This window comes from Microtetraspora fusca (genome assembly GCF_001570365.1).
Classification (GTDB): Bacteria; Actinomycetota; Actinomycetes; order Streptosporangiales; family Streptosporangiaceae; genus Microtetraspora; species Microtetraspora fusca.
The window spans coordinates 48,778-63,217 of record NZ_BBYK01000069.1; the positions used below are offsets into that span (position 1 = coordinate 48,778).

At 69.4% G+C, this 14,440-nt stretch carries 10 protein-coding genes; 8 read left to right on the forward strand and 2 right to left on the reverse strand.

The features are described 5' to 3' along the window. The first annotated feature begins 105 nt into the window (after positions 1–105). The 7 genes from AWQ68_RS32895 to AWQ68_RS32925 all read left to right on the forward strand — a co-directional run bounded on the left by AWQ68_RS32895 (position 106) and on the right by AWQ68_RS32925 (position 9,443). Complete coding sequence (locus AWQ68_RS32895; protein WP_066948176.1) at positions 106–2,184, forward strand: hydantoinase/oxoprolinase family protein; 2,079 nt, start codon at positions 106–108, stop codon at positions 2,182–2,184. After that, the gene (locus tag AWQ68_RS32900) at positions 2,181–3,896 is read left to right on the forward strand and encodes a hydantoinase B/oxoprolinase family protein (RefSeq protein ID WP_066948179.1); all 1,716 of its coding nucleotides are present in this window, start codon (positions 2,181–2,183) and stop codon (positions 3,894–3,896) included. Before AWQ68_RS32895 ends, AWQ68_RS32900 begins: the two co-directional genes overlap by 4 nt. A 101-nt stretch (positions 3,897–3,997) precedes the next feature. After that, entirely contained in the window at positions 3,998–5,326 is a 1,329-nt protein-coding gene (locus tag AWQ68_RS32905) for an MFS transporter (RefSeq protein WP_066948182.1), read from the forward strand. Beyond that, positions 5,323–5,877, forward strand: a complete 555-nt coding sequence (locus tag AWQ68_RS32910) for a cysteine hydrolase family protein (RefSeq protein WP_066948184.1) — start codon at positions 5,323–5,325, stop codon at positions 5,875–5,877. The genes AWQ68_RS32905 and AWQ68_RS32910 overlap by 4 nt, the downstream gene beginning before the upstream one ends. Next, positions 5,874–7,058, forward strand: a complete 1,185-nt coding sequence (locus AWQ68_RS32915; protein ID WP_157546062.1) for a glycine C-acetyltransferase — start codon at positions 5,874–5,876, stop codon at positions 7,056–7,058. Before AWQ68_RS32910 ends, AWQ68_RS32915 begins: the two co-directional genes overlap by 4 nt. After that, a complete protein-coding gene (locus tag AWQ68_RS32920) occupies positions 7,055–7,849 on the forward strand; it encodes an SDR family NAD(P)-dependent oxidoreductase (RefSeq protein ID WP_066948187.1) in 795 nt (264 codons plus the stop codon). Before AWQ68_RS32915 ends, AWQ68_RS32920 begins: the two co-directional genes overlap by 4 nt. Positions 7,850–7,940: 91 nt before the next feature. Beyond that, a complete protein-coding gene (locus AWQ68_RS32925; protein ID WP_066948294.1) occupies positions 7,941–9,443 on the forward strand; it encodes a CoA-acylating methylmalonate-semialdehyde dehydrogenase in 1,503 nt (500 codons plus the stop codon). Between the two features lie 99 nt (positions 9,444–9,542). Here AWQ68_RS32925 and AWQ68_RS32930 read toward each other — a convergent pair whose 3' ends face one another. Beyond that, on the reverse strand, positions 9,543–10,316 hold the full coding sequence (locus AWQ68_RS32930; protein ID WP_066948190.1) for a GntR family transcriptional regulator: 774 nt from the start codon (positions 10,314–10,316) through the stop codon (positions 9,543–9,545). 109 nt (positions 10,317–10,425) lie between these two features. On the opposite strand from AWQ68_RS32930, the gene AWQ68_RS32935 reads away from it, so the two are divergent. Next, positions 10,426–11,598 carry a pyridoxal phosphate-dependent aminotransferase gene (locus AWQ68_RS32935; RefSeq protein WP_084464663.1) on the forward strand — a complete coding sequence of 391 codons (1,173 nt, stop codon included), beginning with the start codon at positions 10,426–10,428 and terminating at the stop codon, positions 11,596–11,598. A gap of 330 nt (positions 11,599–11,928) precedes the next feature. Here the strand turns inward: AWQ68_RS32935 and AWQ68_RS32940 are convergent, their stop codons facing one another. Beyond that, positions 11,929–14,409, reverse strand: coding sequence for a bifunctional metallophosphatase/5'-nucleotidase (locus AWQ68_RS32940; protein ID WP_084464664.1), 2,481 nt, complete (start codon positions 14,407–14,409; stop codon positions 11,929–11,931). Between the last annotated feature and the right edge of the window lie 31 nt (positions 14,410–14,440).

Here is a 14,440-nt window from a genome sequence, read left to right on the forward strand (position 1 = left end):
TTGCTCCATCAAGAGGCGCAATAAAAAACGGCAACGTAGGGTTGCTGATATCTTAACTGCCTCCTACTGTAATCCCAGTCGCCTCATTGAGCGAAGGAGATCTCAGTGCCCCCCAGTCACGATCCTCGACCGGCCGGCTGGCGAGTCGGCGCCGATATCGGCGGCACGTTCACCGATGTCATCGCGCTGGGTCCGGCCGGAGAGGTCGTACCGATGAAGGTTCCGTCCACCCCGCCCGATTACGGCGCGGGCGTTGTGACGGCGACCACTGCCGTGCTTTCCTCGGCCGGCGCCCAGCCGGAGGCCGTGGTTGCGATGCTGCATGGCACGACCGTGGCCACCAACGCGATCCTGTCGATGAGCGGCGTCCGCACAGCGGTGGTCACGACCCGTGGTTTCCGCGACGTGCTGGAAATCGGGCGCCTGCGCCGGCCGGTGCTCTACGACCTGTCATGGTCCAAGCCCGAGCCCCTCGCCCGACGGCGGAATCGGTACGAACTCGGCCAGCGGATCATGGCCGACGGACGTCTCGACCCACCGGCCAGTGAAGACGAGGTTCGCACGTTGGCCGCGCGGCTGCGTGCGGACGGAATCGAAGCGGTGGCCGTGTGCCTGCTCAACTCCTATGTCCGCCCTGATGAGGAGCGGCGGGTCGCCGAGCTGTTGCGAGCCGAACTGCCCGGTGTGTACGTCACGGCGTCGGTCGATGTTTCTCCGCAGCCGCACGAGTTCGAGCGCACGAGCACCGCGACGGTCAACGCCTACGTCGGTCCCGCCGTGCACGGTTACCTCACCCGTCTGGAAGCAGGGTTGCGGGCCGAGAAGGTGAGCGCGCCGCTGCTGGTCATGCAATCCAGCGGGGGGCTGCTCGATGCGGCCTCGGTCGCGCAACGGCCGGTGCAGATCATCGAGTCCGGTCCCGCGGCCGGTGTCACCGCCGTGCAGAAGCTCGCTCAGCTGATGGGCTTGTCCACGGTGGTCGCGTTCGACATGGGAGGGACCACGGCGAAGGCGTCCCTGATCGAGCACGGCGAACCGTTCGTCTCGGCCGACTACGAGGTCGGGGGCGGCATGAATGGCGCCCGTGGCCTCAGCTCCGGCGCCGGGTATCCGGTGCGGGCACCGTCGATCGACATCGCCGAGGTCGGCTCCGGAGGCGGCAGCATCATCTCCGTCGACGCGGCGGGCGCGCTCCATGTGGGGCCTGCCAGCGCGGGTTCTCGCCCTGGCCCCGCCTGCTACGGCCAGGGCGGTGAGCTGCCGACCCTGACCGACGCCAACGTGACGCTCGGATACCTCAGCCCGCGGGCGCTCGCCGGTGGCCGCGTGGCGATTCACCCGAATCTGGCCGCGAAGGCGCTGTCACCGGTGGCCGAGCAGCTTGGTGACGACGTGCCGGGTACCGCGCGCGGCGCGTACCAGGTGGCTGTGTCGAACATGACGACCGCGGTCAAGGCAGTGACCAGCGAACGGGGCCGTGACCCGCGGGAGGCCACCATGGTCGCTTTCGGTGGCGCGGGTCCTCTCTATGCCGCCGCGCTGGCCCGCGAGCTGGGTATCTCGACCGTGATAGTGCCTGTGTATCCGGGCCTGTTCAGCAGCCTGGGCCTGCTCGTGGCCGACACCGAACGCCACGAACTCACCCCGTACCGGCCCGAGTTCGCCGAGGTGAGCGCGCTCGCCGCGGAGTTCGCGCGGCTGTCCGCGAAGGTGAGCGTGGAGCTGGGATCCGACGCCGTCGTGGATCGGCTCCTGGACATGCGCTACCGCGGCCAGCGATTCGAACTGCGGATCCGGGTGCCCGACGGCGACCTCACCGACGACCTGCTCGCCGAGACGCGGGCGCGGTTTCACGCCGAGCACAAGCGCACCTACGGCCGGGCCGGCACGGACGAACTGGTCGAGCTGGTCAATCTCCGGGTACGCGGCCGGCTCCTCACCTCGGTGTCCATCGAGGACGTGCTGAGCCTTCCCGTCGTCGTCGGCGGCGAGCCCACCACCCGCGAATGCCGGTTCGCCGAGACCGTGCCCACGCCCGTCGTAGGGCGGTCCGACCTCGGCACCGAGCCCGTCGAGGGACCGATGGTCATCGAGGACATGGACGCCACCACCCTCGTCCCACCGGGTGCCCGGGTACACCGCGACCGGTTCAACAACATCGTCATCACCTGGGGTGCCTCATGATCCGCGACGCCGTGACCTTCGAGGTCTTCCGCAATGCCGTCACCGGGATCGCCGACGAGATGGCGATCACGATCCTGCGCACGGCGCACTCGCAGCTCGTCGCGTCCAGCATGGACTTCTCCGCTGCTCTGTGCGACGCCCACGGCAGGGTGATCGCCCAGGCCAACACCCTGCCAGTGCACCTGGGGTCCATTCCTGACGCGATGGAGGCGATCTTCGACGAGTTCGGCGACCGGATCCGGCCAGGAGACATCTACCTGCTCAATGACCCATCCCTGGGCGGCATGCACCTGCCCGACATCTTCGCGGTCGCCCCGGTGTTCGCCGGAGAAGCCCTCCTGGGCTTCGCGGTCACGGTCGTCAACCACACCGACGTCGGCGGCTGGGCGGCCGGTTCGATGGCCGTGCAGTCGACGAGCATCTTCGCCGAAGGGGTGCAGATCCCGCCGTCGCGCCTGGTCGAGGCCGGCACCATGAACGAGACGTTCCTGCGGCTGATCCTGCGCAACGTCCGCGAACCCGAGCTGCTGCGCGGCGACCTCGAATCCCAGCTGGCGGCCTGCCACACCGGGGCCGAAGGCCTGCGCGCCCTCGCGGCGCGGCACGGTGCCGAACGCCTCGCCGGCCTCATCGACGAGCTGCTCGACTACTCCGAAACCCTGCTGCGCGCCGCGCTCGCCGAGGCCGTCCCCGGCACCTACGAGTTCATCGACCACATCGACGACGACGGCCTCGGGTCCGGGCCTATCCCGATCCACGTGAAGGCCACGCTGTCCGAGTCCGGGATAGAGCTCGACTTCACCGGCTCCTCGCCGCAGGTCGGCTCCGCGCTCAACGCGACGGCCTCGTTCACCCGCTCCGCCGCCTACGCCGCCCTGCAGGGTGTCCTCGCCTCGGACATCCCGGCCAACAGTGGCTTCTACCGGCCGTTCAGTTTCGTCATCCCGGAAGCCTCCATCCTCAACGGGCAGCGGCCTGCCGCGCGCGGCGCCCGTGGCCTCGTCGGCTTCCGGATCATCGACGCGGTGCTCGGGGCGCTCGCCCCGGTGTTCCCCACCCGGGTGCCCGCCGCCGGCGACGGCGGACCTGACGGGATCGCGATCGGCCTCGTCGGGCCGGACGGAGAATCCATGGTGCTGTGGGATCCCCTGGCCGGAGCGTGGGGTGCCCGGCCCGACCGTGACGGCGTGGACGGGATCAGCTCGCTGGGCGCGAACCTGACCAATACGCCGGTCGAGGAGCTGGAACGCTCCGGTCACATCCGCATTGACGGCTACGGCTACCTCCCCGACAGCGGCGGAGCGGGCCGCTGGCGTGGTGGCCTGGCGACCTTCCGGGACATGACGGTGCTGGCGCCCGAGGCCAGCGTGCAGATCAGGTCCGACCGGCGGAAGTTCCTGCCCTACGGGCTGGCAGGCGGTGCGCAGGGGACTCCCTCGCTCAACGTGCTCGACCTCGGCGGGCCCGGTGAACGAGTGTTGGAGTCCAAGCCGCACTTCGTGATGACCGCGGGAACCCGTCACCGGCATGTGACCGCCGGCGGGGGCGGGCACGGCATCCCCTTCGAGCGCATCCCGGAACGGGTCCTCGAAGACGTCCTCGACGGCAAAGTAACCCACGAGGGAGCCGAAAGGGACTACGGCGTCGTGATCACCGAAGACGGCCTGATCGACGCGAGCGCCACCGCCAGGTTGCGCGGCCAAGCCCGCTGAAGGCTACTACCGGTCCAGAAAACATGCGCGGTCCAGCACCTGGTCGAGCTCGGGCACCGCGCCGTGATCCCATCCTCACTGACCGATTGGACTTTCCCCCCATGAGTTCAAACGTCGCGACCACCCAGAGCACCGTCACACCCCGCACCTGGCGCAAGGTCGGCATCCGGATCATCCCGCTGGTCGGCCTCGCCTACGTGGCGAGCTACATCGACCGCGCCAACGTCGGCTACATCGCTGCCCCCATGTCGCGTGACATGCACCTCAGCAGCAGCCAGATCGGCCTCGCCGCCGGACTGTTCTTCGTCGGCTACGTCCTGTTCGAAGTGCCGAGCAACATGATGCTGAGCCGGTTCGGTGCACGGAAATGGATCGCCCGGATCATGATCACGTGGGGACTGGTCACGGCGGCGACCGCGGCCGTGAACTCCCCGACCACCCTGTTCATCGCGCGGCTCCTGCTCGGGTTCGCCGAAGCCGGTCTGGCCGCCGGGATCCTGCTCTACCTGACGTTCTGGTTCCCGCGCCGGCAGCGTTCCTGGGCGCTGTCGACCTTCATCATGATGATCCCACTGTCCTCGATCGTCGGCTCTCCTCTGGCCGCCGCGCTGCTCGAGTGGGGCCAGAGACTGTTCGGTATCGCAGGCTGGCGGGCGCTGTTCCTCGTCGAGGGCGTCTTGACGGTCGTCGTCAGCATCCTGATCTTCTTCTTCCTGCCCAACCGCCCGAGAGACGCGCGCTGGCTCGACGACGAGGAGAAGGCCGCCATCGAGAACATCCTTGCCGCCGAGGCCGCCGAACAGCGCGCCCACGGGGCACTGACCGGCCTGCGCCAGGCGTTGACCAGCGGCCGGGTCTGGGCGATGGCCGTGACGTGGTTCGCGATCGCGTTCGGGCTCTATCCGCTGCAGTTCTTCCTGCCCACGATGATCAGGTCCATCTCGCACAGCATCGGTAACGCCGCCGACGTCAGCAGCGTGCTGCTGTCCGCGATCCCCTACGCGGTGGCTCTGGTCGCCCTGCTCACCTGGGCTCGCTTCGCCGCGCGCCGGACGGCGGTCACGGCCACGGTCGTGCCGATGGCCCTCGGGGTGGTGGGGCTGCTCCTGGCGACCTTCACCAGCAGCGGCACGCTGTTCGTGCTCGCGGTCTGCCTGAGTGTCTCCGGGATCATCACCGCGATGCCTCAGTTCTGGCGGATACCGGCGATCGGCCTGACCGAAGCGGCCGCCGCCTCCGGCATCGCTCTGATCAACTCTGTCAGTAATATCAGCGGATTCATCGGTCCCTACTTCACCGGGACCATCGCGTCCGCGACCGGCAGCTTCACCTACGCGCTGCTGGCCATCGCAATCATCATGGCCGCCGGACTGGCTGTCCTGCTCACCGCGGGGCGCCGGATGGAGCGGCTGGACTGGAGCATCTCATGACCACCGCACTGATCATCGGCGACGTCCAACGGGGCATCACGGGCAGCTACCCGTTCGCCAGGCAAGTCGTGCCGCCGCTCACCGAACTGCTCCCGCGCGCCCGCGCGGCCGGTGCGCTTGTTGTGTTCGTCCACTTCGCCTTTCGGGGCAACGGGGCCGACCTGCTGCCGGACAACGCGTTGTACCGGTCGTTCTACGACGCCGGGGACGCCTTCCACGAGGGATCGGCCGGAACCGAGATCGATCTGCCGGTCGCCGACGAGGACGTCATCGTGCTGAAGCGCCGCGCCAGCGCGTTCGCCGGCACGGATCTCGACCTCGTGCTCCGTGCCCGCGGCGTCGACACGATCGCGATCGCCGGAGTCGCGACCAGTGCGATGGTGACCGCGACGTGCTACGACGCGGCGGACCGTGGCTACCACGTGACCGTGCTGCGCGACGGTTGCGCCGACGGGGATCCGGCGATGCACGACTTCTTCATGGACACCGTCTTCCCCAGCCGGGGATTCGAGGTCGTGCCCTGCGCCGGGTGGCATGGAGGAAAAGCGTGAACGCCGCGTTGCTGGACCGGCTCCGGACGGAGCTCGACGAACGCCGGATGACCTCTGGGCTTCGCCGCGACCTCGTGGTCTCGGGCGCCCAGGGGACGACGCTCGGCGTGGACGGCGAGACGCTCGTGAACTTCGCCTCCAACGACTACCTCGGGCTCGCCGGTGATCCGGAGGTCCTCGATTCGGCGCGGCGGGCGCTGCGCGACATGGGGCTCGGGGTCGCAGCGGGACGCGTGCTCTGCGGCACGCGGGCGATCCACGGCGAGCTCGAGGCGGGCATCGCCGAGCTGGTCGGAGCCGAGGACGCCGTGCTCTACAACTCGTGCTTCGATGCGAACCTCGGCGTCTTCGACGCCCTGCTCGGCCCGGACGACGTAGTCCTCAGCGACGCGCTCAATCACGCCAGCCTGATCGACGGCATCCGCCTGACGCGGGCCCGGCGGCGCGTGTTCGCTCACGCCGACCTCGACGAACTCGAGCGCCGCCTCGCCGAGTGCCCGGAGGCGCGCCACCGGCTCATCGTCACCGACGGCGTCTTCAGCATGGACGGCGACGTCGCCGCGCTGCCCCAGCTCTCCGCGCTGGCGGAGCGCTACGACGCGGCGCTCATGGTCGACGACTCGCACGCCACGGGTGTGCTGGGCGCGACCGGCGCGGGCACCGCCGAGCACTGCGGACTGGAGGGCCGCGTCGACGTGCTGACGGGGACGCTCGGCAAGGCGCTGGGCGGCGGGGCCGGGGGTTTCGTCGCCGGCTCCCGTGCGGTCGTGGAGACGCTGCGCCAGGTCTCGCGTCCCTATATCTTCACCAACGCGATGGCTCCCCCGCTGGCCATGGCCGCGCTGGCGGCGATCCGCATCGCGCGGGGGCGTCCCGAGCTGCGGGAGCGCCTGGCCGCCAACACCGCCTGGCTCCGTGGGGCGTTGCGCGACCTCGGCTACGAGGTGCTGCCGGGGGAACACCCGATCACCCCCGTGATGCTGCGCGGCGGCACGCTGGCCCGTGACGTGGCGGCGGCGCTCCGCCGCGAGGGCGTCCTCGTCTTCGCGCTTTCGTATCCGGTCGTCCCGGCCGGAGAGGAGCGGATCCGGGTGCAGGTCTCGGCGTCGCACACGGCCGACCAGCTCGAACTCGCGGCAGCCGCCTTCGGTCGCGCGCGCGCCGTCCTGGCCGGCTCATGACCGCCGCCGAGGAGCTCCGGGCGCCCACCAGTGCCGACAGTCGCGAACTCGAGGGCCGGGTCGCGATCGTGACCGGCGGCGCGAGCGGCATGGGCCTGGCGGCCGCGCACGCCCTGGCCCGCCGCGGAGCGACCGTCGCGGTGTTCGATCTCGCCGCGCCCGACCCCAGCGAGCTGGCGTCGACGCTGGCGGTGGCGGCGGACCGCGTCCGGTCGGTCGCGGTGGACGTCACGGACGGCGACCAGGTCCACCGTGCGTTCGCCTCACTGCTGGCGGAGCGATCGCGGCTCGACATCCTGGTCAACGCGGCGGGCATCGCACCGCCGACCGCGTTCGAGGACATCAGCGAGGCCGAGTGGAACCGCGTGCTCGCGGTCAACGTGCACGGGACGTTCCTGTGCTGTCAACAAGGGCTTCCCGCGATGCGCGGCGGCCGCTGGGGCCGCATCGTCAACTTCTCCTCTACCGCCGGCAAGACCATCAGCACCGCCGGTGGCGCTCATTACACGACGGCGAAGCACGGCGTCCTCGGACTCACCCGGCACCTGGCGAAGGCCTACGGACCCGACGGGGTCACGGTGAACGCCGTCTGCCCGGGCCTCATCGACACGCCGATGGCCCGCGCCCTGCTGCCCGAAGAGGCGCTCGAGCGCGCCACCCGGTCGTTCCCGGTGCCCCGCGTCGGGCAGCCCTGGGAGGTCGCCGAACTCGTCGCGTTCCTCGCCTCCGACCGCGCGGCGTACATCACGGGTGCGGCCATCGACATCAACGGCGGCGACCTGATCGTCTGATGCGACAGCACGCGGGCCAGGCACGCGAGACACAGCCGGCAGACCTACCGAGCACCCCGACGAGAAAGGTGAGCTCTCTGTGAGCACAGGGATAGTCAGGACGGTCCAGCACCGAATCGGCGGCCGCGAGACCGTCGGCGAGTCGAGCCGCACCGCCCCGGTGTGGAACCCCGCGACCGGCGAGCGCCAGGCCGACGTGCTGCTGGCCGAGCCCGCAGACATCGACGCCGCGGTGCAAGCGGCGCGCGCCGCCCTGCCGGGCTGGGCCGACACCTCCGTCATGCGCCGGTCGCGGTTGATGTTCGCCTTCCGCAATCTCGTCGAGAAGCACCTCGACGACCTCGCGCGGATCGTCTCCGCCGAGCACGGCAAGGTCCTCGAGGACGCCAAAGGCGAGCTCATCCGCGGCCTGGAGGTGATCGACTTCGCCTGCGGCATCCCGCACCTCCTGAAGGGTGAGTACTCCGACCAGGTCTCGACCGACGTCGACCTCTTCTCGTTTCGCCAGCCACTCGGCGTCTGCGCCGGGATCACGCCGTTCAACTTCCCCGCGATGGTCCCGATGTGGATGCACCCGATCGCGATCGCGACCGGCAACACGTTCGTGCTCAAGCCCTCCGAGCGCGACCCGTCGGCGTCCAACTTCGTCGCCGAGCTCTACGCCGAAGCGGGCCTGCCCGACGGCGTCTTCAACGTCGTCCACGGCGACAAGGTCGCGGTCGACGCGATCCTCGACCACCCGGACATCGCAGCGGTGTCGTTCGTCGGCTCGACGCCGATCGCGCGGTACGTACACGAGCGCGCGACCGCCGGCGGCAAGCGCGTGCAGGCGCTCGGTGGCGCCAAGAACCACGCCGTCGTGCTGCCCGACGCCGACCTCGACTACGCCGCCGACCATCTGATCGCGGCCGCGTACGGCTCGGCGGGCCAGCGCTGTATGGCGATCTCGGTCGCCGTCGCGGTCGGCGACGTGGCCGAGCCGCTCGTCGAGCTCGTGCGCGACAAGGCGCAGGCGATCAAGGTCGGGCCAGGACTGGAGGCCGGGTCCGAGATGGGCCCGGTCGTGTCGCCGGAGGCGCTCGAGCGGATCAGGGGTTACATCGGCTCCGGCATCGACGCGGGCGCCGAACTCGTGGTCGACGGGCGCGGACTCGACGTCCAGGGCGACGGATTCTTCGTCGGCCCGACGTTGTTCGACCACGTCACGCCCGAGATGGACATCTACCGCGACGAGATCTTCGGCCCCCTGCTCGTCGTCGTGCGCGTCAATTCGCTCGAGGAGGCGATCGACCTCATCAACGACAACAACTGGGCCAACGGCACAGCGATCTTCACCGCCAGCGGCCAGGCGGCCCGCCTCTTCCAGCGCTCCGTGCAGGTCGGGATGATCGGCGTCAACGTCCCGATCCCGGTGCCCATGGCCTTCTACTCGTTCGGCGGCTGGAAGCAGTCACTGTTCGGCGCCCATCACATCCACGGCCCCGAGGGCGTCGCGTTCTACACGCGCGCGAAGGCCGTCACCAGCCGCTGGCCCGAGGAGACGAAGGACGGCCCGCACCACCGCAGCCACCTCCACTTCCCAACGGCGGTCTGACCGGACGACCAGGCCCCCGGATCGGCATCGCGCCGGGCCCCGGGGGCCTGGTCGTCCGGCGGCCCCACAGCGGACGTCGCCGATCTGATGCCCGCGGCACTAGGCCGGCGGGAGCGACGGCGCCGGCAGCTCAATGTGCGCCCTGCTCACGGACGTACTCTTCGCCAGAACCTGAAGCACGTCGCGACGCACGCGCTCGCACCGCGCGCGCATCGCGTCCTGGGCACCGTCAGCATCCCCCGCGCGCAGTTGCTCGAAGATGGCCTCCAGTTCTCCGGGCGGGCTCGCGATGCCGGGATCGATCAACGCGGCCATCCGCAGGACACGCTCCAGCTCGTCGAGCACGTCGACGATCGCCTTGCCGAGACGGCTGTTGCCGCTGAAGTTGGCGATGATGCCCTCGAACTCGATCCCGGCCTGAAGCGACTCCTCTTGTTCCACTTCGCCCGCCGCGAGTGCGAAGGGCACCTTGGACAGCACTTCGAGCCGCTCGAGCGCCGGCGCCGCGACGCCCAGGCGCGCCGCGGCGCCGGCGGCCTCACCGGACAGCAGCGACCGCAAGGCACAGAGATCGTCGGTGTCCTGGAGCGTGATCGGGCTGACGACGTAGCCCGCGCGCGGAAGCGCGGTCACGAGCCCGTCGCGCCTCAACCGCGCGAGCGCCTCGCGCACCGGCGTCTTGCTGGTGCGCCATTGCTGCGCGAGCGACGTCTCAGTGAAGCTGCTGCCGGGCGGTAGCGTCAGGTCGATGATCTGGCGCCTGATCGCCCGGTAGGCCTGGCTCGTGCGGTCGAGGCCGGTCTCGTCCCTGCCGACCAACAGCAGCGCGGGGATATGCGGCGTTCCGGTGACCACGCTATGGATATCTGACACCTCGTCAGGATACCAACGCGAATCGTTGATACAGCAGGAACGGCTGATCGAGAGCAGCTAGAGATATTTTATCATTGCCGTTGATATCTCAACATGCCATGCTTTCTCTATGCAGCGATGCACCTCGAACTCTTGGGCCCTCCCCGCCGCGAGCGACCTCCCGGCTCTGGGCGCGATGAACACGCGCGACCGCGCGGCGCGGAGCGCCCGCGACGGCGTACGCGTCCTTCCGCTCGTGGGCGCCCCGATCCTTCCCATGCCCGAGCACGTGAGGCGGGCGGTCGCACAGGCGATGGACCAGCCCGACCCGCGTGACACCCGCGGCCTCCCTGAACTCCGAGCCGCGATCGCGGCCGAACTGGAGCGCGAGCACGGCCTGCGCATCGATCCCGAGCGTCGTCTCCTGATCACCCACGGAGCGATGCACGGCCTCTCCCTCGTGCTGCGCACGGTGCTCGCTCCCGGCGACGAGGTGATCGTGCCGACGCCCACCTACTTCTTCGACGGTGCCATCCGCGAGGCCGGCGCGACGCCCGCCTACGTCCCGTCCCGCGAGTGCGATGGCTGGGCACTCGACCTCGCCGGCATGGAGGCCGCTGTCACATCCCGCAGCCGCGCCATACTCCTGTGCAACCCGAACAACCCGACGGGCTACCTGCCCGACGCCGCGACCGTCGCGGCCGTGGTGGACATCGCCGCGCGTCACGGCCTACTCGTCATCTCCGACGACTCATGGCAGCACTTCACGTTCGACGGCCGTCAGTACCACCCGGTGGAGGCCCTTGCCGATCGCTGGCCGCACCTGGTCACCGTCACCAGTCTCAGCAAGTACTACGCGCTCGCGAGCTGGCGGCTCGGCTACGTCCTGGCGCCGCCGCCGATCCTCGACGCGCTCGAACGCCGTTTCCAGTGGGAGGCGGTGTGCTGCGGAGCGGTTCCGCAGCGGGCCGCGGTCGCCGCCCTCACCGGGCCTCGCGACTGGCTCGACCGGGCGCTTTCCACCTACCAGGCGAAGCGCGACCTCGTATGCGACGGCATCGCCGCGAGCGGCCTCCCCGAGCCCGTGCGGCCCGGGGCCGGCGCTTTCCTGCTCGTCGACTGCTCCCGCCTCGGCGACACACCGGCCGACATCGACCGCGTACTCCTGCGGAATGGCATCGCGACGGTACGCGGCGCCGACATGCACGCCCCCGACACGCATGTCCGCCTCACGTTCGGCTCGGACGAGCACCTGCTCGGCGAGCTGATCCGCGGCCTCGGGCAGGCCTGTCGAGAGTCCTAGGGGGCCGCCCATGGACGACGTCGCCCCCGGCGCCCGGTCAACGGCGGTCGCCGGATCGGCGTGGACGTTGGCAGGACCTTCACCGACGTGGTCGCGCGCGACCGGGTTGGGTTGACCTCGTGGGTGCTGTTCGCGAGCTCCGGACCACTGGCCAAGGCGGTGATGGCGGTGGGCAGGTCCCCGGCCGCGGCCGGCGGGCCCACCGGGACATCAACATGGGCGGTGCTGAAGATCCCGAGTGCGTGGTGCCATGAGCGCGCGAGGGGCGGCGGCGCAGAACGTTTTCCACGCCACCGCCCCTGATCCGACTTGGACTACCGCATCAGCGGGTCAAAGCCCCTTGCACTGTCCCGTCCTGGGACCGGACACGGTGTTGATCTTGCCGTCATTCGCCGGTGCCGGGGAGTTTCCGCTGCAGCTCAACGGCCCGCTGATCCGGTTACCGGACACGACCGGCGCGTCGGTCACCCGGTTGTCGGTCAAGCTGACCGGACCGATCACCGTGGAGTCCACGATGGTGAGCTTGTCGGTGGCACCGTTGACCGTCACCGGACCACTGACAGTCGTCCGGTTCAGCGAGACACCGGCGGCCTTCGAGGCGCTGATCGGCCCGCTGACATTGGCGCCGGTCGCGTAGAGGCTCGCGCCCTTCTGCACCGTGACCGGCCCGGAGACCACTGCTCCGTCCAGGCAGGTGACGCCGGAACTCGCCGTGAGGGGTCCAGCGTGGCGGCCGGTGATCGTGACCGTGCACGCGGGCCTGGTGTCCGCCAGCGGGATCGCTACGGTGACCGTCGTGCCGGTCGTCTCGCCGGCGATGACGAGGTCCGCGCTCGTCGCGCCCTCCTGCGCTGGGTCAGCGGGCACCGCGAACCCGACGGTCGCACGGCCGACCTCGTCGGTGTTGTCGGTGTTCGCGCCGGCCGTGGCGTCGACCGCGAACGTGCCGATCTTTTGGCCGGCGAACGTAGCCGTGACCTTCTCATCCTTCGGCTCGTTGCTGGTGAACGCCAGCGACGACAGGTTGACCGTCACCGTGTCACCCGCCTTGAAGCCACCCTGCGGCGCGTCGAACCGCACACCGACCGCGCGCTGCGCGTAATCCGGAGCGACGGGGGTGTTCTCGCCCAGGTAGGCGACCATGGACTGAAGGTCGACCTGGCCGGTGTCCCGCTTGTCCGCCCCTTCGTTCAGGGTGCTGAAGTTGTCCCCTCCCGAGGCGAGGAACGAGTTCACTACCACGCGGTAGGACTTGGCCGGGTCCAGCGGCTTTCCGCCGAGGGTGACCGAGGTGACGTGCCGGCCCTTGGGCGCGGTCGGGTCGTAGGTGTAGAAGAGTCCCTTGGACACGCCGAGCTTGAGGAACGGCCGGCTGGCACCCTCGGGCTGCCACTGCTCCTCGAGCACCTTGGCGATCTGCTCACCGGTCAGGGTCATCGTGACCAGGGTGTTGGCGAACGGCTGGACCTCGGCCGCCTCCTTGTAGGTGACGGTGCCGTCTTCCTTGCCTCCGGCCCGGTACTTCATGTCCGTACGGAGCCCGCCCGGGTTCATGAAAGCGATCTCAGTGGATGGGTCGGTGGTGCGAGCACCCGCGAGTTGCGCGTCGGCGACGAGGTTGCCCAGGGTCGATTCGCCACCGCGGTTCTCGGTCGTGCCGTTGGCCTGGCGGGCCCGGTTGAAGTCCGCGGTGATCTCACCGAGCTTGCGCGCGCCCTCCCTCTTGGCCACCTCGACGGCGTCATCCACGATTCCCTTGACCGTCGGATCCACGCCGTAGAGGGGCTTCCACGAGCCGTCCGCCTGTTTCTCGGTCAGCGGGACGATCTTCGAGTCGACGTTGACCGCTTGCTTCTTGGTCTTGTCGTACGTGAACGTGATCTTGTTGAGGTTGTAGCCGTACTGACCCGCCGACACGACCGGGCGCACGGTCACCGGACGCTTCTCGTCCTGCCACTCCTTGACCGGGACCTTGTGGTCGTATGCCAGATGGGTGTGGCCGGAGATGATCGCGTCGAAGTTCTTGTCGACCCCGTTCACGATCTTGCCGAAGTCGCTCGTCGGGTCGGTTGCCGACCCGTATTGCGTGGTGGCGGCACCCTCGTGGACGAGCAGCACGACGATGTCGGCCCCCTCCTTGGCCTTCAGCTCGTCGGCGACCTGGTTGACCGCGCTTGGGATGTCCAGGATGTCGAGCATGGAGATGCCCGCGGGGGTGACGAGTTCGTCGAGGTGCTCGGTCACCGCGCCGACGAAGCCGACCTTGACCCCGTCGACCTCCTTGACCCAGGACTCGGTGAGCTCCTTGTACCTGTCCTGGAGCTCCTTCTTGACCTTGACATTGGCGCCGATGTATTCCCACGTGGCCCGCGGGATGACCCGGTTCATCAGATCGTCGTAGCCCCGGTCGAACTCGTGGTTGCCGACCGCACTGACCTCGAGACCGGCCGCGTTGAGCGCGTCGATGGTCGGGTTGTCCTGCTGGATGAACGAGGTGAACGTCGAGGCACCGATCAGGTCCCCCGCCGCGGCGAAGACGGTATTGGGGTTTTCTGCCCTCATCCCCTTGACCGCGGTCGCCAGCGCTGCGGCTCCCGCTTCCTGACCGTTCGCCTCCAGCCGGCCATGGAAGTCGTTGATCCCGAGGATGTCGATCTTGACAGAGTCATCGGCGAGCGCCGGCGGCGCGCCGACCAGGCCCCCCGCCATCGTGGCCATCGCGACCAGCGGAGCCAGACGCCTCCGCAGGCGCATACGGGGTGCCCCGTGAGTTCGGGCAGATCTAGCAAACGTAAACATAAGGCATAGCATTGCCAGGGCGCAGCAAAAGGGCCAGTTTACG